Annotated in this window: 25 protein-coding genes and 1 pseudogene; 5 read left to right on the top strand and 21 right to left on the bottom strand. The window is 43.2% G+C overall.

Features of this window, described 5'->3' with window-relative positions; translation table 11 throughout:
- Window positions 1-236: 236 nt before the first annotated feature.
- The 5 genes from NQ502_RS10455 to NQ502_RS10435 form a co-directional block, all read right to left on the bottom strand.
- Entirely contained in the window at window positions 237-2,291 is a 2,055-nt protein-coding gene (locus NQ502_RS10455; RefSeq protein WP_023042399.1) for an FtsX-like permease family protein, read from the bottom strand.
- 4 nt (window positions 2,292-2,295) lie between these two features.
- On the bottom strand, window positions 2,296-3,048 hold the full coding sequence (locus tag NQ502_RS10450) for an ABC transporter ATP-binding protein (RefSeq protein WP_023042398.1): 753 nt from the start codon (window positions 3,046-3,048) through the stop codon (window positions 2,296-2,298).
- 101 nt (window positions 3,049-3,149) lie between these two features.
- Window positions 3,150-4,163, bottom strand: a complete 1,014-nt coding sequence (locus NQ502_RS10445) for a sensor histidine kinase (protein WP_023042397.1) — start codon at window positions 4,161-4,163, stop codon at window positions 3,150-3,152.
- The gene (locus NQ502_RS10440) at window positions 4,160-4,831 is read right to left on the bottom strand and encodes a response regulator transcription factor (protein WP_023042396.1); all 672 of its coding nucleotides are present in this window, start codon (window positions 4,829-4,831) and stop codon (window positions 4,160-4,162) included. The genes NQ502_RS10445 and NQ502_RS10440 overlap by 4 nt, the downstream gene beginning before the upstream one ends.
- Window positions 4,818-5,012 carry a DNA-binding protein gene (locus NQ502_RS10435; RefSeq protein WP_028529329.1) on the bottom strand — a complete coding sequence of 65 codons (195 nt, stop codon included), beginning with the start codon at window positions 5,010-5,012 and terminating at the stop codon, window positions 4,818-4,820. Before NQ502_RS10435 ends, NQ502_RS10440 begins: the two co-directional genes overlap by 14 nt.
- Window positions 5,013-5,471: 459 nt before the next feature.
- Here NQ502_RS10435 and NQ502_RS10430 point away from each other — a divergent pair.
- Window positions 5,472-5,777 (top strand): annotated as a pseudogene (locus tag NQ502_RS10430) (helix-turn-helix transcriptional regulator); the annotation flags it as partial.
- Between the two features lie 70 nt (window positions 5,778-5,847).
- On the opposite strand, the gene NQ502_RS10425 reads toward NQ502_RS10430, so the two are convergent.
- Together NQ502_RS10425 and NQ502_RS10420 are read right to left on the bottom strand one after the other, a co-directional pair.
- Window positions 5,848-6,681 (bottom strand): class I SAM-dependent methyltransferase, encoded by an 834-nt coding sequence (locus NQ502_RS10425; protein ID WP_028529327.1) that lies wholly within the window; start codon window positions 6,679-6,681, stop codon window positions 5,848-5,850.
- Window positions 6,682-7,125: 444 nt separating this feature from the next.
- Window positions 7,126-7,338, bottom strand: a complete 213-nt coding sequence (locus NQ502_RS10420; RefSeq protein ID WP_023042393.1) for a hypothetical protein — start codon at window positions 7,336-7,338, stop codon at window positions 7,126-7,128.
- Window positions 7,339-7,663: 325 nt separating this feature from the next.
- Between NQ502_RS10420 and NQ502_RS10415 the strand changes: the two genes are divergently transcribed.
- The 4 genes from NQ502_RS10415 (at window position 7,664) to NQ502_RS10400 (ending at window position 10,079) form a co-directional block, all read left to right on the top strand.
- Entirely contained in the window at window positions 7,664-7,993 is a 330-nt protein-coding gene (locus NQ502_RS10415) for a MobC family plasmid mobilization relaxosome protein (RefSeq protein WP_023042558.1), read from the top strand.
- A 107-nt stretch (window positions 7,994-8,100) separates the two neighbouring features.
- Window positions 8,101-8,913, top strand: coding sequence for a MerR family transcriptional regulator (locus NQ502_RS10410; protein WP_028529326.1), 813 nt, complete (start codon window positions 8,101-8,103; stop codon window positions 8,911-8,913).
- Window positions 8,914-9,014: 101 nt separating this feature from the next.
- Window positions 9,015-9,491 (top strand): SAM-dependent methyltransferase, encoded by a 477-nt coding sequence (locus NQ502_RS10405; RefSeq protein WP_028529325.1) that lies wholly within the window; start codon window positions 9,015-9,017, stop codon window positions 9,489-9,491.
- A 9-nt stretch (window positions 9,492-9,500) separates the two neighbouring features.
- On the top strand, window positions 9,501-10,079 hold the full coding sequence (locus NQ502_RS10400) for a GNAT family N-acetyltransferase (protein ID WP_028529324.1): 579 nt from the start codon (window positions 9,501-9,503) through the stop codon (window positions 10,077-10,079).
- Window positions 10,080-10,408: 329 nt separating this feature from the next.
- On the opposite strand, the gene NQ502_RS10395 is transcribed toward NQ502_RS10400, so the two are convergent.
- From NQ502_RS10395 to NQ502_RS10330, 14 genes are all read right to left on the bottom strand, one after another.
- On the bottom strand, window positions 10,409-11,152 hold the full coding sequence (locus tag NQ502_RS10395) for an ABC transporter permease (RefSeq protein ID WP_028529323.1): 744 nt from the start codon (window positions 11,150-11,152) through the stop codon (window positions 10,409-10,411).
- On the bottom strand, window positions 11,139-11,873 hold the full coding sequence (locus tag NQ502_RS10390; RefSeq protein ID WP_028529322.1) for an ABC transporter ATP-binding protein: 735 nt from the start codon (window positions 11,871-11,873) through the stop codon (window positions 11,139-11,141). The genes NQ502_RS10395 and NQ502_RS10390 overlap by 14 nt, the downstream gene beginning before the upstream one ends.
- Before the next feature lie 73 nt (window positions 11,874-11,946).
- Entirely contained in the window at window positions 11,947-12,696 is a 750-nt protein-coding gene (locus NQ502_RS10385) for a MerR family transcriptional regulator (RefSeq protein WP_023042330.1), read from the bottom strand.
- Window positions 12,697-12,937: 241 nt separating this feature from the next.
- Window positions 12,938-13,603: a hypothetical protein gene (locus tag NQ502_RS10380; protein WP_023042329.1), complete on the bottom strand. Its 666-nt coding sequence runs from the start codon at window positions 13,601-13,603 to the stop codon at window positions 12,938-12,940.
- Entirely contained in the window at window positions 13,596-14,327 is a 732-nt protein-coding gene (locus NQ502_RS10375; RefSeq protein ID WP_023042328.1) for a YkgJ family cysteine cluster protein, read from the bottom strand. Before NQ502_RS10375 ends, NQ502_RS10380 begins: the two co-directional genes overlap by 8 nt.
- A 73-nt stretch (window positions 14,328-14,400) precedes the next feature.
- Window positions 14,401-15,081, bottom strand: a complete 681-nt coding sequence (locus tag NQ502_RS10370) for a YkgJ family cysteine cluster protein (RefSeq protein WP_023042327.1) — start codon at window positions 15,079-15,081, stop codon at window positions 14,401-14,403.
- A gap of 13 nt (window positions 15,082-15,094) precedes the next feature.
- Window positions 15,095-15,307, bottom strand: a complete 213-nt coding sequence (locus NQ502_RS10365) for a hypothetical protein (RefSeq protein ID WP_016295797.1) — start codon at window positions 15,305-15,307, stop codon at window positions 15,095-15,097.
- A gap of 20 nt (window positions 15,308-15,327) precedes the next feature.
- Window positions 15,328-15,705, bottom strand: a complete 378-nt coding sequence (locus NQ502_RS10360; protein WP_023042326.1) for a YodL domain-containing protein — start codon at window positions 15,703-15,705, stop codon at window positions 15,328-15,330.
- On the bottom strand, window positions 15,702-16,130 hold the full coding sequence (locus NQ502_RS10355) for a DUF4262 domain-containing protein (RefSeq protein ID WP_023042325.1): 429 nt from the start codon (window positions 16,128-16,130) through the stop codon (window positions 15,702-15,704). Before NQ502_RS10355 ends, NQ502_RS10360 begins: the two co-directional genes overlap by 4 nt.
- On the bottom strand, window positions 16,114-16,914 hold the full coding sequence (locus NQ502_RS10350) for a hypothetical protein (RefSeq protein ID WP_028529320.1): 801 nt from the start codon (window positions 16,912-16,914) through the stop codon (window positions 16,114-16,116). The genes NQ502_RS10355 and NQ502_RS10350 overlap by 17 nt, the downstream gene beginning before the upstream one ends.
- Window positions 16,907-17,401 carry a hypothetical protein gene (locus NQ502_RS10345; RefSeq protein ID WP_023042323.1) on the bottom strand — a complete coding sequence of 165 codons (495 nt, stop codon included), beginning with the start codon at window positions 17,399-17,401 and terminating at the stop codon, window positions 16,907-16,909. Before NQ502_RS10345 ends, NQ502_RS10350 begins: the two co-directional genes overlap by 8 nt.
- The gene (locus NQ502_RS10340; RefSeq protein ID WP_023042322.1) at window positions 17,398-18,144 is read right to left on the bottom strand and encodes a hypothetical protein; all 747 of its coding nucleotides are present in this window, start codon (window positions 18,142-18,144) and stop codon (window positions 17,398-17,400) included. Before NQ502_RS10340 ends, NQ502_RS10345 begins: the two co-directional genes overlap by 4 nt.
- On the bottom strand, window positions 18,141-18,350 hold the full coding sequence (locus tag NQ502_RS10335) for a hypothetical protein (RefSeq protein ID WP_016295791.1): 210 nt from the start codon (window positions 18,348-18,350) through the stop codon (window positions 18,141-18,143). The genes NQ502_RS10340 and NQ502_RS10335 overlap by 4 nt, the downstream gene beginning before the upstream one ends.
- Window positions 18,325-18,588 carry a DUF2225 domain-containing protein gene (locus NQ502_RS10330; RefSeq protein WP_016295790.1) on the bottom strand — a complete coding sequence of 88 codons (264 nt, stop codon included), beginning with the start codon at window positions 18,586-18,588 and terminating at the stop codon, window positions 18,325-18,327. The genes NQ502_RS10335 and NQ502_RS10330 overlap by 26 nt, the downstream gene beginning before the upstream one ends.
- Between the last annotated feature and the right edge of the window lie 49 nt (window positions 18,589-18,637).

Here is an 18,637-nt window from a genome sequence, read left to right as displayed (position 1 = left end):
GCTTTTTTAATAAGATGGCCTTTGTTGTTTTATGTCGAAAAACTTTTCCGTGCATGGCGGCGTCCTCCTGATTGCCGCCATGTCAAATTGCAAGGTGTAGGGTCGTCGTTGGGTTTTCTGCAAAAGGAAACGGCGGCTCAAATTTAGAGCTGCCGTTTCATGGGCGCGTGAATAGGGCTGCTGTACGACGGCTTTTTTCTTTTGCCGTCGTCCGGCAGATGAAATTTCTATTCTACTTATTTTTCTAATGTTAGAGGGATTATTTCCTTCCTCATAGACTGAGAGGCAATAAACGCATACAGGAGATAAATAAGGGTAAAAATCAGTAAAGCACTCAAAACCACAAGTGCTATCAATGCGGTTAGATTATCAAATACAGGCACATCATAAGAAGCTATAAAAAGCGTATGGCTCATTGACTTTAGTAAGCAACTACCAATGACTATTGCAGGAATAAATGGCAATGCGAAGTAAAGAAATATATGATCTCTCAACATTTTTTCAAGAACAATCACCTCGTTTCCAAGTGTTCTCATTACATTGTATTGACGCTTTATTGTTTTCACTTCCGTCAAAAGTTGAACAGCGAGTATTACAATACTAATTATGCCGATAACCAGCGACAAGTAGCACAATGGCAGAATAATTAAGATAGCTTGGCTGGTAGGTGTACTTGCTAATTTGCCCATGTAGTAATAGTTTCCTTTGTCGAGGATTTTTGTTGTGTATCCGTTTTCCCCGGAAGCAACCACATTGGAGTTCAATGGCCTAACTTGCGGAAATTCGTTTTCCAATTCAGACATATCAATCACTGTTTCGGATTGAGCAACATAGAGGCTGTACATCGCTTCCATATTTTCAATATAGTGATCCGGGACAACGATTACAAAATCTTGGCCGTTACCATATCCACCATACTGTGAGAACGCCTCGGTAAAAATATCCTTGCAAACCAGAGTGCCTTTTTCAATCTGAAAATTTGTAAATGTATCTTTCAGATATGGCAGACAATGAATGATGTATTGTTCTTCTGACAATGGTATTTGAGGCAGGCCCAACATTGCTCGCAAATTACAATAATCACTATATTTCATAAAGGCATCGTACTGGTTTTCTGCAATAACATAGTCGTTGATTGATACGGTTTTGCTTGCCCTGTTCCAGTATTTTGTTAAGACACGATTTCTAATGTCAGTAAATTGTGTGCTTTTATCTGTATATAAGCAATAGGAATATTGGTTGTCTACATCAATGCGTTCATTCAAGAATGAGGAATATTGGCTATAATCACCGTTCTCACCTACATGAACAATCGCAAGGTCGAATGGCTGCATAACAACTGCTTTCTCCATGACCTGATAAAAAGCATTTGTCATACCAATACAAACGATGGTGCAGGTGAATAAAATTGAGATAACACCTAATGAGAAACTCATTTTGTTGGATTTTGAAAGGAACATTCGTAAGGTAACTAAACGACTTCCTTTGTATTTCCAGTTCTGAGATTTATTAAGCATTTCGTGTATGATATAAATAAATCCTCGAAAGAAGAACAACAGCCCCAACATTGCCGAAACTGCACCTGCGGTAATGCTTGCCACTGTCTGTTTTGTTCCCGCAAACAAATAGAAACTTACAATGAGCATTACCACGGAAATCAGCAAAAACATGAAGCCAGTTTTAGATTGGTGTTCACGAACACTACTGTTGTTCCGACTGTAATTCAACAGATCTATCAATTTAACCGTTTGTACTTTTCTATTCGTCTTAATCAGTGCGATTATATAGACAATGCAAAATTCGATGCAAGTCAAGCCGACTGCTGATACAGAAAGAAAAGCTAATAATGCTTCTTGAAAGTGGAATAGATTTGAAACAAAACTTTCTAATATTTTAGAAACTAAAATCCCAAAGCCAAAGCCCACAATAACAGCCATAAGGCCCAAAAAAGCATTTTCCTTAAATATCATTTTGCAAATGTCGCCTTTTTCTACACCCAATATCATATAGGTGCTAATTTCCTTGCTGCGACGCTGTAAGATGAAGTCCATCATGTAGCTGATAAACCACCCAAGTGCAAATACAACGACGGCAGAAAAAAGGGCGGCAATCACGCCAATATCACCGTTTCCGCTCTCGGCAAATAAACGAAAAAGCTGTTGCATAGTATGAGAAACAATAAGAGAATTGAACGCATACATAAGGGCAACAACGCCGATAAGGGAAAACCAAAAAATCTTATATTCACTTAACTGCCGTTTCATATTACGTTGTGAAAGACTTGCAAGCATAATTTCAATTCCCTCCCATCATGGTGAGGACATCTAAAATCTTGTTAAAGAAAGTTCTGCGAGAATCGTTGCCTTTGCGGATTTCCGTAAAAATCGTGCCGTCGCGCAAAAAGAGAATACGATTTGCATAACTCGCAGAAAAGGCGTCATGCGTTACCATTAGTATGGTTGCACCCAGCGTTTCGTTGATGCTCTGGATAGTGGATAGCAGCATCTGGGACGAATGGCTGTCCAGTGCGCCGGTGGGTTCGTCCGCCAGAATCAGCTTAGGATTGTTGATGATGGCTCTGGCGCAGGCGCACCGTTGCTTTTGGCCGCCGGATACCTGATAGGGGTATTTTTTCAGAATATCCGTGATGTTTAGTTTACTGGACATTTCTTGTACCCGCCCGTCGATCTCACCTGCGGGAACCTTGTTGATTGTCAATGCTAGAGCAATGTTCTCGGAAATGGTCAGGGTGTCCAGCAGGTTAAAGTCCTGAAATACAAAGCCCAGATTTTCCCGGCGAAACCGGGCAATCTGCTTTTCGTTTATCTCTGTCACATCAGTCCCGTCCAGATGGATATGTCCTGCGCTGACCGTATCAATAGTGGAAATGCAGTTAAGCAGGGTGGTCTTGCCGGAGCCAGACGCGCCCATAATCCCTACAAATTCCCCCTCCTGAACGGAAAAGCTGATGTCTTGAATCGCTTTTGTGATGTTACCGCCATTTCCGTAATACTTCTGGATATGTTCCAGCTTCAAAACTTCTTTCATAGTATTATCACCTCTAATCCTATTGTAAAATAATATGAACGCCATTTGTATCAAGTTTTCTTACAAAGTTCTAACAGAAATGTAAGAAGTGCAGAACCATTTTAGCTCTGCACCTCATGGATCAGACAGTTAATGTGAAAAGCCAGAGAAATAGATGCGCCATGTTCAGATGATGCCGCTGTAATGCTGATACCCAGCTTGTCACAGAGGCGTTTACACAGGTATAGGCCGATCCCTGTGGACTGCTGGATCATGCGCCCGTTCTGCCCAGTAAATCCTTTTTCAAAGACGCGAGGCAGGTCAGCGAGTGAAATTCCGATTCCGTTATCCTCCACCACAAGAACCACTTGATCTCGTTGCCTACGGGCGGAAAAGCGAATAATCGGCTGCTCGGCCCGATATTTGACCGCATTGGCAATTAGTTGGTTTAGAATGAACCGCACCCATTTTTCATCAGAATAAACTGTATCCTGCATTTCCTCCACTTTCAGCCGCACCCCGCTCTGGAGCAGCAGGTATTTGTTGTCCGCAATCGCCTGATGCACCACTTGGGCCAGAGCCATTTCACGAACAGAATAATCTTTCTCAGTATGTTCGCTGCGGGCATAATAAAGCGCCTGTTCAGTAAAGCGGTTGGTCTTTTCGAGTTCCAACAGCAGTTCCTTTGTCCAGTCTGTCCGATGGTTTTCGCACAGTAGTTTCATAGCGGTAATAGGCGTTTTGATCTCGTGAATCCACTGTTCAATATATTCCTTGTATTCCTGACGTTCCTGACAAACCGTTCCAATCTGTTCCAACATAGATTTTCCGGCCATTTTCAAAAGCCGATAGTAAACCTGATCCTCTGCCTGTTCCGGCAACTCCATCACTTCGGAAACGAGATAGCGTTCCGAAAGCTGACCGGTCATGTCTAAAAGCTGTCGCATTTGTCGCTGTCGCTTCCAGTAAGTAAGGAACAGACCTGCCAACAAGATCAGCGCCCATACCGCAGAAATCAGTAGTACCACAGAAATAGGATTGCCACATACCAGCAGGAATACAGTAAGCGCAACCATGCAGATCAGGTTGGTCAGCAGGAATGGGATTCTATTTTTCCAATACTGTCTGCGGTTCATACTGTGTACCCCTGTCGATGCTTTGTTTTGATAAAATCTGTCAGACCGATACCTGTCAATTTTTCACGGATACGGTTGATGTTGACGCTTAGAGCGTTGTCATCCACATAGAGTTGATTATCCCATAAAAACTCTACTATATCTCTACGGGCACAGATTTTTCCTGCATTTTTGAATAGGTAATAAAGAATTTTCAGTTCGTTTTTGGTTAGTTCCACACTCTGTCCATCATAATCCAAGCTACTGGATTCCAAGTGTAGCACCGTAGCACCATAGACCATTTGCTCATTCTGCTGTACCGGGTATGACCGTTTGAGTAGGGATGCGATTTTTGCCAGAAGAATCGCCGTGTGATAGGGTTTTGTAATAAAGGCGTCACCGCCCAGCATGATGCTGTTGAGTTCATCCATATCTGTATTGCAGCTTGTTACAAAAATAATTGGAACATTTGAATTGCTGCGAATTTGAGAACAGATAGAAAAGCCGCTTTCATTGGGCAATTTAATATCTAATAAGACAAGGTGTGGATCTTCTGCTCTAAAAGTATCGTTCACCTTTGAAAAATCCTTTACTGAAACAGCAGTATATCCATTGCCGCGCAAAAGGATTTCCAATTCGCTTTGTATAACAGGATCATCTTCAATAATCAGTATCTTATATGGTTTCATGTTTTAATTCCTTTCCTTGTTTCGTTCGCATATCTAAGGGCTTTTCGGTGTCCTTCGGGATTAACCATACTGTCCCCATTTTTATGGCTCCGGGGATACGGGATGCAGCACAGTAATAATTTATCCATCGGGGAGTCACGCCCCATTTTTCACCTGCTTCTTTCAAAGTCATATAGTCCATAATACACCTCCAATTTATTCATTATAATTCGTTTTCTCGAAGAATACAAGGAACAGAATATGAATTATAGAATGTAGCATCACTGTAAACAGTACGCAGAACACGAGAGCTGAAATGCTCATCCTATCTACGCATTTAGAGGACAAAAAGCTCGCAGAAATCAAGGCTTTTCGGCGGTGGTCGGTGGGGTGGCAGAATGATATATCAAATACCTGCCGGAACGAGCTTTGAAATGCGTAGAATAAACCCATAGGAAAACGATGGGTATAGGGCCAACAGGCTGACATGTCCGGCGCTTTCTTAGGAGCTGTTCAGGAGGGCCCGGATTAGTTTGCTTTGTTTTCATGGTTTTGCGTTCTTATAATCAAAGAAATATGAATTATAAAGTTTAATTAACCCGCATATAACAACATTCCACGGACAAAGTATGAATTATACAATGTAAATGGGTGATGCTATATGGCGAAAGTTGAAGATTGTCCCGGTTTTGAAACTTTCGGCGCGGATGTAAAAGCCGCACGGAAAGCAAAACATCTGGCGCGTAAAACGCTGGCTGAAATGGTGGGTATTGAATGGCGCTATCTTGCCAATATTGAGAATAAAGGCACGATCCCCAGCCTCCCGGTTGTGATCCAGCTTATTAAAATCTGCGGGCTTCCCGTAGAACGGTATTTCAACCCGGAAATCATGCGAGGGGACAGCGAACAGCGGCAACGGGTCAGCCACAAGCTGAAACTTTGCCCGGAACACTATTTGCCGGTCATAGCAAATCACCCTGCCGACTTACGGTTTTTTTTATTCGGCAGAGTGCCACTGCAATATAAAATTTTCTTTTTTACTTCTCTAACAAGACAGCTATCGTTAGACTATCTTCACAATACGGTTTTCCTGCTACATCGCTAAATACTTCACATATTTTAAAACCTTCTGATTTCATTTCATTGATTAGAGTTTCCTTTGTAAAATAGGTATTCCAGATATAGTAAATAGCAGCAGAATCATTTGGAGAAATGATGGATGTTTGCTCCAATGTGACACAATCTGAGTACCGAAAAGACGAGTTAAACTCAAGGTACTTTTCTTTCTTCCAAAAGCCGCCTGTCGGATATATATTCCATGTGTTCTTTTCTTCAAAACAGTTGTACTTACTCATTGAAAATACATCCAGCAAAAATTTCCCTCCGGGCCTTAGATGTGTATATACCACTTTCAATAAGGTTTTCCTATCTTCTGATGATAAAGCACCATAGTCACAGTAAATTAAAGTTGAAAAATCAAAAGTTTTGTTCAAGTTCATGTTCAAGTAGTCCTGATACAGATACTGTATATTAAGGTTTTGTTTAGCGGCAGAACTTGTCGCATAATTTATAGAGCGCTTTGAAAAATCAATCCCTGTAACCGAGTAACCAAATTGAGCAAACCTTTCAGCATATATACCAGGACCACAACCTATATCAAGGAGTTCATTAAATTCTGATGGCCGAACAATTCTTGTTATCCAGTCGGCAGATTTATTTATAAAATCTAATTTTCTACTTGCTCCATTAAACTCTGGATTTAAATGCGCTTTTAACATTTGCAACGATATATGTTCGTCATCCCAAAAGGGGATCTCCATTTTTTTGTAAAGAGATGGCTTTTCAAAAATAGTGAGTAAATTGTCATACATAACTAAGTTCTCCTTTCATGTTTGGTCAAAAGAAAAAGCCGTAGATTTTACTCTACGGCTAATCTTTCCTAAGGATAAGAAAAGTTAAGAGTAAAATAAAATCAAACCTTAGGCATGAAAAATAAACTGTTCAATCAGTTATCTTTTTACCTATTGAATTGATTTTATCTACTCTTTTCCAGTCATATCAACACCACCGATTATGTGGCATCTGATACGCCGGACTTTCATCACCTTTTTCTATTTGTTTTTATTTATTTTATCCTATCCCAAAGCCATTGTCAATAGTATCTACATAAAATTACGAAATAAAATACTCATAAAACTGAAATTCAGTTTCATTCACATAATTAAACCAGAAATGTAGAATGATATAGGGTGAAATGAAAATGAATGAACGCAAAGAAATAACACGGTTTGACTCTCACGCCCTGGGGCTTGCCTTCAAGGACGCCGCTTTTCCGCCATCAGCTCATTGATTTTGTCAAAAGACACCACCACATCCCCCGCCTCGGGCTGGGCAGGCCCGGACTGCTCCGGCTGGGGAGCGGCGGCCTGTTCGGGAGCAGGAGCCTGGGGCTGTTCCTCTGTTACCGGGCCGGGAGCCGGGGGTGTGTTCTGCTCGCCGGGGCCGGTGTTCAATTTTTCATCTGCCATTCACTATCCTCCTTTTCGTGAAAGTTGCACAATTTTGAGGGCTAAATTTCTGTAATTATTTTTTACCTCCTTTCCTCTATCCACGCAAAAAAGCCGCCCGATTTTTCATGCCGGACGGCTTTCTGCGTAATGTGATAGATCAAATATTATTTTTTTCGGTTTGTAGGCTTTGAAAAGCCTTGTATTTACAGTGTTCCTAATAAGATGCAATCATAGGAAGTGTAGCCACACTTCCGAAAACCGGCCTGACCCTGTCCCTGCGGGCCGTGGCCGGTTGCTTGTTGGGGAAAGCCCCAAACCCCTGTTCAGAAAGGATGGTGAAAACATGGCAAACCGAACACGAAACTTTGTGCTGCGTGTCCCTGTGACGCCGGAAGAACGGGCCTTGATCCAGCAGAAAATGGCCCAGCTCCACACAAAGAACTTTTCCGCCTATGCCCGGAAAATGCTTATTGACGGGTATATCGTCCACATGGACACCAGCGACATCCGGGCGCAGACCGCCGAGCTGCAAAAGATCGGCGCCAATGTCAATCAGATTGCCCGGCGTATCAACAGTACCGGGATTGTGTACGCGCAGGACATTGAGGACATCAAAGGAGCGCTGGCGAAGATATGGCAGTTACAAAGATACATCCTATCAAGTCAACGCTGAAAAAGGCGCGGCTTTTGGGGCTATGCCGTTTCTCCGTTATGGATATGTGCCAAATCTGCTTGAAGTGTACAAAACTTCAAGTATAATGATATACAAGAGGTGATAAGATGTTTAGAATAGGTGAATTTTCAAAGCTGACACAAGTATCTATTCGTATGCTTCGATATTATGATGAAGTGGGGCTGTTGAAACCAGCAGAAGTCGATAAATGGACGGGACACCGAATGTACTCTGTAACTCAAATCCCCCGTCTGAACAGAATATTGTATTTGCGTGACAGTGGCTTTCTTGTTTCTGAAATTGCACTTGCGCTTGAAATGAATGATCGTTTACTTCTTGAAACCCTTGAAAAAAAACGATTAGAAATCGAGCAGACTATACAAAACGAGCAGGAGAAAATACGGAAAATTGCGATAGCAAAAAACGAGATACAAGAAAACAAAGGGGAACTTCATTACAATATTTCCATTAAGGCGATACCAGAGTATCAAGTGTTATCTTTGCGTAGAGTTGTTCCGACATATTACTCCGAGGGTGATTTATGGAATGAACTTTCTGCTTTTGCCAAAGAGCAGAAAATAGAAATGTCCAATCATACATTTTCCGTTTATCACGACACAGAGTATAAAGAACAAAATGTAGATATTGAGTTATGCGTTCCTGTAAATAAACCGTGTAAAAATATTGCTCCATTCTGTTTCCGCACGATTGAGCCTGTACCTGTTATGGCCTGCACGATGGTGTATGGTGATTTTTCAAATATCAAAGGAGCATATATTGCTTTTGCTGAATGGCTGCAAAAAAACAGTGAATATCAAATGTCCAATCCTATGCGCCAAATTGTGCATAGAGGGTCGTGGAATGAATGTAATCCGGCGAAGTACCTGACTGAAATACAAATACCTTTGGAATTAAGGTAGTAATGTCCTGCAAAAATGCAGGGCATTTTTATTTTCCCTCTTGTATCTCACATGATGTGAGGTATTATACTGAACTCACAACGAAAAACAGGAGGTACGATATGAACGATTATCAATTAAAACCTATTGGAAAGGTAAAGAATGATCACAACGGAGCATTTATAGAATTAGAGCCGGAATATATTCCCGGACTGCAAGCATTGGAAGGATTTAGTCATATCAATGTAGTGTGGTGGTTCAGTGATTGTGATAATCAATCAGACAGAAAGATACTACAAACCGAACAGCCCTATAAAAATGCACCATCAGTAATGGGCGTTTTCGCCACAAGGTCGCCCGCCCGTCCTAACCCTATTGCTTTAACAACATCAGAAATTATCAGTATTGATCTTAACAGGGGAATTATTCGGCTTACTTTTATTGACGCGAACGACAGCACTCCCGTATTGGATATAAAGCCATATACGCCGAGTTTTGACAGAGTGGAGACCCCCGGCGTTCCCGTATGGTGCAGTGAATGGCCGAGAAGCACAGAAGCGTCCGGCTACTTTAATTGGGAACAAGTATTCAATTTCTAAGAGGGCTTTATGAAACTACAAGATTATATTCAGAACAAACCGATACTTGATACAGAAAGGCTCCTATTACGTCCTTTGCAGTATGATGATATTGATGATTTGAAAGAATGGTTGGGTGACAAATCGTTGTATCAATATTGGGGGAAACGTCCCGGAAAAAGTGACTTAAACCCGGAATTGTTATTTCAAAAAAAGGAACGACCTACAAAGAGCTTTCATTGGGGAATTGTTTATAAAAAGGACAATAAAGTAATTGGTGAGATGTGGGTATATCTCATTGAAAATGATCGTATGGCAAAGGTGGCGTTCCGGCTTTCCCCGATTTATCAAGGAAACGGTTTTATGGCAGAAGCATTAACTGAAGTAGTGATTTTCTGTTTTGAAAAAACAGAATTGCGACGATTATGGACTGATGTCCATGTTCTAAATATCGCGTCATATAAAACACTGGAAAAAGCAGGGTTTAAGCGTGAGGGACATATCCGCGACGGTAAAATGGTGAATACCTATTGCGATTACTATTTATATGGTATGACGAGAACCGATTATTATGAAACAAAGGGTATGGCACAGCTGCAAAACGGGTAATAGAAAAACCGTTGTTGTGGTGACGGGATTTTCATGCGCCCAAACAAAATAAAGGTAGCCTACAGCAGCCCTCTTTTCATGCCACATTTACCGAGTATGTACTATACCATGTAAATCAACTTCATAATACTTCTATATTCGCCCGATTGGCCTACGACCTGCCGGGCGAAATTTGTTGTTTTCTGCGGTCTGCTCTATACCCTGAAAATCATTTCAAAAAATTTCCCCAGAGGAGGCGTTTAGCGGGCAGGCAGACATCGTGTCCTCTCTAATCCTATTACGGATTTTTCTCCCACAAAGAAAGAATATGAGCCATTCCATATTACTTGTTACTCCCATCTGAAAAAGCGAAAAGACACACCGATACAAATGACAGCAAGTACCGCCATGACAATAAGCGGAACAAAAATATTTTCGATTGGAAGTCCTAACGAAGCAGCTTTCAAAATCTTTATCCCCTGTGTCAAAGGCAGAATATCCGCTATCTTTTGCAATGCACTCGGCATTTCCTCATACGGCAGGGTTGCTCCAGAAAAAATAAGCATTGGGAAATAGAGCAGGCTTGCAATTACGCTCGCTGTCTGAGAGTTGGGAGATATTCCCCCAACCATCATTCCGATGCTGAATATGGAGAGCATTACCAATATATATCCGCCAAGGAAAGCAGGCAGAGAACCAAGCAGGTGGAAGCCAAAAAAGAGCGTTGATACTATATAGAGCAATGCAAGCGATGCAACGGAATAAATTATGTAAATCGCCACCTGCACCGTTAAAATCATTACGGGGCTGACAGGAGTGACCTTAAAGCGTTTCAATATCTTTCTGCTTCGGTAATCGGATACCACAAGAGGCAACCCCATAACGCCGCCTGAACAAATCGCAATCGTTGACAACGCTCCAAAGGACTGATCGAGAAATGTGTACTCTGCACCTTCAAAAGCTGGTTTGTCGCCGTAAATAACGCCAAGTATAATCAAAACCACGAGTGGAATACAGATTGCAAATATGACCATGTTCATATCCCTCAGGGACAGTTTCATTTCGTTTTTCAGTATTGTTTTAAATGTTCTCATTTTCGCTTACCCCCTCGTCAGAATACCATAAGTACGCATCTTCAAATTTGTCATAAGGACTGCCTGCAATGGCTTCTTCTACTGTTCCATAAAAGACGGCTTTCCCCCTTTTTAGTATGCAGATTGTGTCGCATAATGCTTCTACCTCATCCATAAAATGCGAGGTCAGAAAAATGGTCAGTCCTTTTTCTTTGAGGTCAGATAAGATTTTCCATACCTCTCGTCTGGCTTTTGCGTCAAGCCCCGTGGTCAGCTCGTCCAGAAAAACAACTTTAGGCTGCGGTATCAAAGCCAAAACAATAAACAGCTTTTGCCGCTGTCCTCCTGAAAGCTCCTTTACCATACTTTTTGCTTTATCAAAGATGCCAAACTGTTTCAGAAGTTCCCCATAATCTGCAGCATTCTTATAGAGTGACTGTGTTACTTCGCACAATTCGGAAACCGTCACTTTATCTTGATAATTCGCTTCCTGGAATTGAACACCGACATTTTCAAAAAGCTGTTTTCTTTGCAGGAGTGGGTCCATCCCTAAAATGGAAACCGTACCTGCATCGGGTTTTCTTGTGCCTAACATACATTCGATTGTGGTGCTTTTTCCTGCACCGTTTGCCCCAAGCAACCCGAAGACCGAACCTTGTGTTACTGACAAATCCAGGCCCTGCACGGCATTCAATCTGCCATAAGATTTTGAAAGTTGTTTTACGCTGATGATTTCTTCCATCAACCTGTCCTCCTTTTTCGTTTTTACTACATTATTTTAGCAGTTCAAAAAAGGTTGGTGTAAAGGTGGAGGGTTAGGAAAATATACTTTTCATATCATTAAGAATGCCTATCATTTTCTTGGCATTTTCCGCTGCCTTTTGCAATGAGATAATCAGTCTGTCGCATACGGATATAATATCCGTATCGTCTTTTGGAGTATTAAGTACCCGTTTTATATTGGTATGAGGGTCGTCTGAGAGCGCATGGAGCATACGCAGGATTGCTTCCAATGAATAATTGGCACACCGAAGTGATCTTATTATTTTTAATCGCTTTATGTCTTCGTCTGTGTAATAGCGATAGCCATTTTGCTTACGCTTTATTCGCATCAGACCGTTTAGTTCCCAATTTCGGAGTGTATCCATGGAAATATTCAGATATTCCGAAACTTCTTTACGTTTCAGGCAACGCGGCGGTGTTTCGGATATTGCTTTCCCCTCTAAAATCTGCATTGTTATAGCAATAGCTTCTTCCGCATTTCTTTCTTCCTTTTGTATCTGACTCAGATATTCATTTGCCAAAACAAGTGCTTGATCAAAGTCTTTCTTTGCTGAAACCTTAACCGTTTCCACAATCTTTTTTCTCAGTCCGTTCTGAAGGACCTCTATTTGAAATGCGGTACGGGCAAGCCGAAACTGTTCAATATGGAAATCGGTAAATATACGATAACCGTTTGCTTTACGCTCTGCATTTGGTATCAGTCCCCATTCTTCATAAAGCCGTACAGTATTCGGATGTATGCCTATCATCTTTGCTACTTCCGAAGTAGTATATGTATTCATTTGTAACCACCTCCGTTCTGTTAAGCATACCATATATAAAAAGTATGGTGTTATAGTGTAGGGTTTATTATAATAAAATTTCTTTGCATTCACAAATGTGCCAACGCCGACAAATGGTTCAACTCACAAGTTTACCGGCTCTGTATCTTTGCAGTCGGTTTGGATTCAGCCCATTGAAATGGGCCCCTCAAGGCGCAAAAAACGGTGCAATCATCAGACTGCACCGCTTTTTCATTCTACTTTAGAACATTGGATCAGAAGCGTATTCTGCTTCTCCCTGCTTCTCCTGATACTGTGGGTTTTCCTGTGCCTGTGCTGTTCGCTGGTTGCCCGGATGATATTGGTTTGCATACCATGCACCCAGCCATGCTGAATAGTGCAGCCTTGTCGTAAGCAACAGTTCACTGAATGTTTCAAATGTCATACTGACTGCCACATGATTTTCCGGCTTACTTCCGAACTTGGGAACGATTAAACCTTTCTGATCTGTTTCACCAGGTCCGCTATCCGCTACAAACAGGAAATCCGATTTGCTTCCTGCCAATAGCTGTGCTGTTCTGGACAGGCTTTTTCCATCTGCCCGAGAACGCCCGTATTTTGCAAGCTTTTCGGCAGAAGTACCACCCAGGCACTGATAAAGCGGTGTTTTATCCCCGCTTGTCTTCTTATTCTTTAGCAGATAACGAAGTTCCCCACCTTCCAGCTTGCGGCATAATTCCAGAAACTCGTCCACCGCAATGTAAATATGGATGTTGTTTGTCTGCCGTTGTCCAATCGGACGGCTCAAATCGTAGGTCGCAAAAGCAAGATGGATCCTCCCAATCTCAAAAGCATCATTTAAGCTCTCCACAAAGCAGTTGCGAGCATCCTTTCGGATAACCTGATGCTGGTTACGATCCTCATTCATTTGCTCTACCGCCTTCCTTTATGGGCGCCATCTGCAGCAGTGCAGTGATTTCCCGGACATTCTTTTCAAACTGCGGCAGAAATTCCTGATCAGTTTCATAATGCAGATATAAGCCGACAAAAGCCGCTGTCCATGACAGCTCCATGATACGCTCACTGGCCGTCTTTTCCGCTTCACGGAAAAACTGCCCGAATTCCATGATTGCCTGCTGCCACTTGACAAAAAACTCATCCTCCAGTGACATTCCAAACTCTCCAAGCCATTCCCGCACCGTATGGGTTTCAGCATTATCACCGCACCCAGGATTGGTAAAAATATACTGTATCTGGCTTGCTGAAATTTTCTCTGAAGGATTTGAATCCTTTTCAAACATCAGGCATCTTCCTATCGGAAACAGAGCGCATACCGCCGGTTTTGCCTTATGGACAGAGCATTTTCTGTCTTTCATCAACGGGCATCTTTTTATGGAGCCACGAGGCTTCAATCTGACTATAGGCACACGGGAGTCGCAGCCAATATAAGTCTCACAATAGGTTTCAAACAGCTCTTTAGTCGTTATCCCAAGCTCCTTTGCCATGTTATAGATATCTCGCGGCGTCAAAAGGATATCCTCCCGATTGATGCAGCATTTGCCGCACATGGTGCAATGAAATGGAAACGGCTCATCCACACCGATTTTCATTGCCTCAAAATTGTCTACGATATTTTTTAATCTTTCATCCATGGTATTTCCTCCTAAAAATAATTAAGGCGCCGAATTTCGACGCCTTGTTGTTGTGTCATACTGACTTGAAAATTTAGTTATCTTTGTCATCCGCCATTTTGCGCAGAACCTCCAGCAGCTTATCGTTATTGCTTTTAAACTGTGGAAGGAAAGACTTATCCAGATCGTAATCCGAGTACTTGTAGAAAAGGAACATCATCACGGCCCTTGTCCGGTTATGCTCAGGAATCTTCTTCAATAATTTTTCTATCTCCTGTGCTGAACCAATATCCGTGTTCAAAAATTCAAAATCCTGTTTACTACAGCGTTTTTGAATCCATTTTTTCACAGACATCTGTGGACCCGAATAGTGATGTGGCTGCTCCATACTGAGATACTGTTCATACCCGCCAAGTTCATATGGTCCGACAGCAATGGGATATGTACGGCACGCCCGCGGATGAACAGAATGAATCGTACACCGATTATCTTTCAGAAAAATGCACGCTTCATCCGCTCCAACCGTTTTCAGCATAAATACCGTATACCCGTTTTCACTAAGTAAGACAGGCTCTGCGTAGGCAGCAAGCACATCTTCCACACAGCTCACATTTTCACCTTTGTCCCTCAGATGTTTGGCAAGCCGAAAAGCATCCAGACTCTCCAGCGGCACACTTTCCCTGACATGCCGGCAGCAAGCGCCGCACATCCTGCATTTGAATGGAAATCGGTCTGACAGATTGACAGGAACCATTTTTGTCATGAATTCTTTCATACGTCCTCCTCGCTTACCAGATATCCCGACACGGAACAAACTCCACAACGGTATCTTCGGCAATCGGCGTATCCGGCTCTCCATCAAACTCATTATTGTACTTCGTACAGATATTCGGTTTCCAGCCTTTGCGTGGATCCACATCCACATACAGTCGGCCTTCCGATTCATAAACCGGTCTGTCCCAGCTGTCGCGCCCTTTATAGTTCAATATCAGTTTCTTCATGATTGTATCCTTTCTGCGCCCTACAGGCGCCCAAAATCAGCTTTTTCCTTTTCAAACGCAATCTCCTCAAATCCGAACCGGTCGCAGAAGAAAAACCTGCTTTCCTTTTCGGAACGGATGACCTCGACTACATCCGACATGGTCATGGACCGTCCACGGAAGCCTTCCGGATGCGATACGTTAAAACGTACATATACCGCTTCCAGTTCGGCAAGTTCTTGATCCATTTTGTTTTTGGCATTCCGGGGCACGGCGATGTCCAGATCCCCGCTGAATACTGCTTCGTAAATCTCAGCCGGAACATGTCCGCCGCTTGCCGCCCGGATGCTTCTCAAATCGCTGAATATCAAGTATCTGTTTTCCGGTTCCGGGATGATTTGATACAACGTGATTTTCATGATGGTATCCCCCTTTCTACGCAGAGCTCATCTGTCTTCAAGAGCTGCAGACAGTATGGGAGCATACAATCTCCTTCCCCTGGGAAGATATTGTTCGCATCCGGTATGATGACCCGCAAGACCTTGCGCCCGGTTTCATCATACTCATCCAAGCGCACATCGCAGTCTTCATAAATTCCGGAAACCATATCTCCAGACCGGAAGCGTTCTCCAGACTGAACTCTTAGCCCCAAAGTATTGAGGATTCGTCCAATCTCCTCCGTCGGCAAAAAAAGTACCATTTGGAAATCCAAGTGCCCATAGCGTTCCAGCCCGTGGGTGTGAGCATTGCACATATAGGGCAAAAAGTCTGTTTCTACCTCACCACATTCATCACAGGCGCCGTTGGCCACCAGATGGATGAGCCAGTCAATTTTCTGATTCATGTTGCTCCTCCTCTCTGCGGTAAAACGCCCTCATGCCCTGCATGGCGGAGCGTAAATCCCGGTCGAAGCTATCCCACTCCGTTATGAGATTCTCCATAGATTCTCTGTCACACATTTTGGCATCATCCAGACAAAGCAGCTCATAGTCCACCTTATCCGCATCGTCATAAGGAAGAGCCAGAACGCCCTCCTTTACGAGAACGAAAAACGTGCCAAGATGCAGCCCATCAGAGATTGGATAGTTCCAGCAGAGTTCGTTGTGATACCGCTCCCTGTAATCCGCGCAGAAATCCATCAGCGTGGAATGTGTTGGACCGTTTTCGTGGAGATAAGCAATCAATTCACTTTTGCTCCTAAGATTATCCAAGCAAATATCATGCGGGCTGATCTCAACAATCCGTTTATAGACTGCCGGCCGTTTTTCCCGGACGTTGACCAGCCAAAGAGCCAATTCCGTGGTACTCTCATGGCACCATGACAGTCTTAAAGCTTTTTCCAACAGAGCACGGGACAAACGCTCTCCGATTGCGGCTGATTTGTCTGAATCCTGAGGAATTGCTTCTTGCTGCATCTCCTCATCCCCATTAACAAACCGGATAAGCTTGTCTATTTCGGCAATGGTAAAACGACCAGTGGTCGCCTGAAAGCCCCAGTAATGATCATCCTCATAACCCGCTGTGCCATGAATCGTTCTGTTTAAAATTTTGCCTGCACATTCTGCGATCAGTCTGGACACTTCTTTCCAGTCCAGTTTGAGTGTGCGGCAGTATATGTAATTACTCATTTGATTCCCTTTCTGCCATATATGGCTTGTAATAAACTGTGTCTTCCTTGTCAGACTGGTAAGCTCCAATGCAGACCTCGTGGCAGGGACCGCGTTCAGGATTGTATTCTGCAAAACAGATTGGCCCATCAATCTCCGGCTTTTCTGTATCCCAGTAAACATTGATTGCAGGAAAATTCTCATCGTCGATTGCAACTGCCCTAAGACTGCTTCCATCCGGCAGAGGCAGTACGATGGTCGGATATTTCGGCAGGGAAGCATACTGTTCGTCCGACAGCGAAAACCTTTTCTTGTAAGACTGGGTATATCGCTTCTGCGCTCTGTCCAATTCATCCCGCAATGTAGCAAAAATCTGCTGTACCTGCTCTTGCGTAAAAGCATATACGGCAAGATTGGAACAATTTCCAAGCAGTCTTACCATTTTGATAATCTTGTTGACCCGGGCTTCTGCCACACGGCGGAAGCGGTCTGGCCTTGACTCCCTCATGCTGTGACACCACCGTTCTGTACGCATTCGATTTCAAATGCGTATCCTGAAAAGAATTTTTGATTGCTGTCCAAATAGTCCTGTGCCGCCTTTTCGGTCTTGAACTTCCGAATCATCTGTGATTTCGGCTTTTGAAACCTTGCAAACCAGATCTTTCGGCTGCTCCGCTTCACAAAATACCCCTGCGCTGCCCGCAGCACATAAAACTCCGGCAGTGTGCCGAAATCAAAGGGCGTTCCCTTGCGCCGCATGGGCGGATGGGTAACATGGCGGTCGTCCCAGAAAGATACTGTAATGCTGTGGCCTGAAAGCTCCTTGATCTTATCCAGCAATTCCTCTGTCGTAGACACACAGTGCCTTTGCCAATAGTCATGGTCATAATCAATCACTGTCACGGTATTCCCGTGTTTTCTGTAGTCCTCCACGGTATGTGCCGATTTCATCCCTGCCAGGATCCAGCGCCCAAACTCGCCTTCTTCAAAAGACCGATTTCGGCTTTTGCGTGTCCCGCCCCGGTTATTCCTATTGGCTTCCTCATGGACGGCTGCTATCTCCTGCATTTCTTCTGCAGTAAACAGCATCCTCCCGGTATGAGGGTAGTTCAGAACCGACCAATGCTTTTCCGGGATCTCACGACCCCGACTATCAAAGTCAAAGCAGTTTGACGAGCCATGATTTACAACGGGGATATATTTCTCCCCGACAAGGATGAATGCCTTGTCATAAAAAATTTCACTGCTCATGCCGTCACCTCCTGCCGGATAAGATGCAGGCGGTAGTTGGTATTACAGGTCTCAAAACGGATCTCATCAGGAGAAATCCTCTCCATCCGAAGAACATTACTTGTCCTGCGTATCCCACCATTTTCTGCGATAAAAGCTGCAGTTCCAACAGACAGTGGACAGATAAGCCTGCCAGTGATTTCAAGATTCTTTTTTTGTTGGTTCATATTCTTTGTCTCCTTTCTGCTCCTCAGACTGATTTCGGAACTCACATCCCGCTGCGCTGAAGCCACAATTGGCACAATCCCAAATGTCATTCTCATCAGGATAATGCGTAACCTCGACGCACTCATTTAGAGATTCCAGAAAGGTTCCGTTACAGTCGATCTTCCAGTCCTGCGTGACATGAGCTGTCACCTCAAAGCTTTCTGCTCCGCAAGCAGGACAGCGATATTTTGGATTCATCCTCTTTTCCTTTCTATGAAAAAGTGAAAAGCGGAGCAGAAAATCTGCC

Origin of the sequence: Ruminococcus gauvreauii (genome assembly GCF_025151995.1) — a bacterium.
Classification (GTDB): domain Bacteria; phylum Bacillota; class Clostridia; order Lachnospirales; family Lachnospiraceae; genus Ruminococcus_G; species Ruminococcus_G gauvreauii.
This window is presented reverse-complemented; position numbering and strand designations above follow the sequence as displayed.

Excerpts from the sequence above, each read along its gene's own strand:
- NQ502_RS10455 (WP_023042399.1), bottom strand. The coding sequence starts at position 2,291 with ATGCTTGCAAGTCTTTCACAACGTAATATGAAACGGCAGTTAAGTGAA.
- NQ502_RS10450 (WP_023042398.1), bottom strand. The coding sequence starts at position 3,048 with ATGAAAGAAGTTTTGAAGCTGGAACATATCCAGAAGTATTACGGAAAT.
- NQ502_RS10445 (WP_023042397.1), bottom strand. The coding sequence starts at position 4,163 with ATGAACCGCAGACAGTATTGGAAAAATAGAATCCCATTCCTGCTGACC.
- NQ502_RS10440 (WP_023042396.1), bottom strand. The coding sequence starts at position 4,831 with ATGAAACCATATAAGATACTGATTATTGAAGATGATCCTGTTATACAA.
- NQ502_RS10435 (WP_028529329.1), bottom strand. The coding sequence starts at position 5,012 with ATGGACTATATGACTTTGAAAGAAGCAGGTGAAAAATGGGGCGTGACT.
- NQ502_RS10425 (WP_028529327.1), bottom strand. The coding sequence starts at position 6,681 with ATGTATGACAATTTACTCACTATTTTTGAAAAGCCATCTCTTTACAAA.
- NQ502_RS10420 (WP_023042393.1), bottom strand. The coding sequence starts at position 7,338 with ATGGCAGATGAAAAATTGAACACCGGCCCCGGCGAGCAGAACACACCC.
- NQ502_RS10415 (WP_023042558.1), top strand. The coding sequence starts at position 7,664 with ATGGCAAACCGAACACGAAACTTTGTGCTGCGTGTCCCTGTGACGCCG.
- NQ502_RS10410 (WP_028529326.1), top strand. The coding sequence starts at position 8,101 with ATGTTTAGAATAGGTGAATTTTCAAAGCTGACACAAGTATCTATTCGT.
- NQ502_RS10405 (WP_028529325.1), top strand. The coding sequence starts at position 9,015 with ATGAACGATTATCAATTAAAACCTATTGGAAAGGTAAAGAATGATCAC.
- NQ502_RS10400 (WP_028529324.1), top strand. The coding sequence starts at position 9,501 with ATGAAACTACAAGATTATATTCAGAACAAACCGATACTTGATACAGAA.
- NQ502_RS10395 (WP_028529323.1), bottom strand. The coding sequence starts at position 11,152 with ATGAGAACATTTAAAACAATACTGAAAAACGAAATGAAACTGTCCCTG.
- NQ502_RS10390 (WP_028529322.1), bottom strand. The coding sequence starts at position 11,873 with ATGGAAGAAATCATCAGCGTAAAACAACTTTCAAAATCTTATGGCAGA.
- NQ502_RS10385 (WP_023042330.1), bottom strand. The coding sequence starts at position 12,696 with ATGAATACATATACTACTTCGGAAGTAGCAAAGATGATAGGCATACAT.
- NQ502_RS10380 (WP_023042329.1), bottom strand. The coding sequence starts at position 13,603 with ATGAATGAGGATCGTAACCAGCATCAGGTTATCCGAAAGGATGCTCGC.
- NQ502_RS10375 (WP_023042328.1), bottom strand. The coding sequence starts at position 14,327 with ATGGATGAAAGATTAAAAAATATCGTAGACAATTTTGAGGCAATGAAA.
- NQ502_RS10370 (WP_023042327.1), bottom strand. The coding sequence starts at position 15,081 with ATGAAAGAATTCATGACAAAAATGGTTCCTGTCAATCTGTCAGACCGA.
- NQ502_RS10365 (WP_016295797.1), bottom strand. The coding sequence starts at position 15,307 with ATGAAGAAACTGATATTGAACTATAAAGGGCGCGACAGCTGGGACAGA.
- NQ502_RS10360 (WP_023042326.1), bottom strand. The coding sequence starts at position 15,705 with ATGAAAATCACGTTGTATCAAATCATCCCGGAACCGGAAAACAGATAC.
- NQ502_RS10355 (WP_023042325.1), bottom strand. The coding sequence starts at position 16,130 with ATGAATCAGAAAATTGACTGGCTCATCCATCTGGTGGCCAACGGCGCC.
- NQ502_RS10350 (WP_028529320.1), bottom strand. The coding sequence starts at position 16,914 with ATGAGTAATTACATATACTGCCGCACACTCAAACTGGACTGGAAAGAA.
- NQ502_RS10345 (WP_023042323.1), bottom strand. The coding sequence starts at position 17,401 with ATGAGGGAGTCAAGGCCAGACCGCTTCCGCCGTGTGGCAGAAGCCCGG.
- NQ502_RS10340 (WP_023042322.1), bottom strand. The coding sequence starts at position 18,144 with ATGAGCAGTGAAATTTTTTATGACAAGGCATTCATCCTTGTCGGGGAG.
- NQ502_RS10335 (WP_016295791.1), bottom strand. The coding sequence starts at position 18,350 with ATGAACCAACAAAAAAAGAATCTTGAAATCACTGGCAGGCTTATCTGT.
- NQ502_RS10330 (WP_016295790.1), bottom strand. The coding sequence starts at position 18,588 with ATGAATCCAAAATATCGCTGTCCTGCTTGCGGAGCAGAAAGCTTTGAG.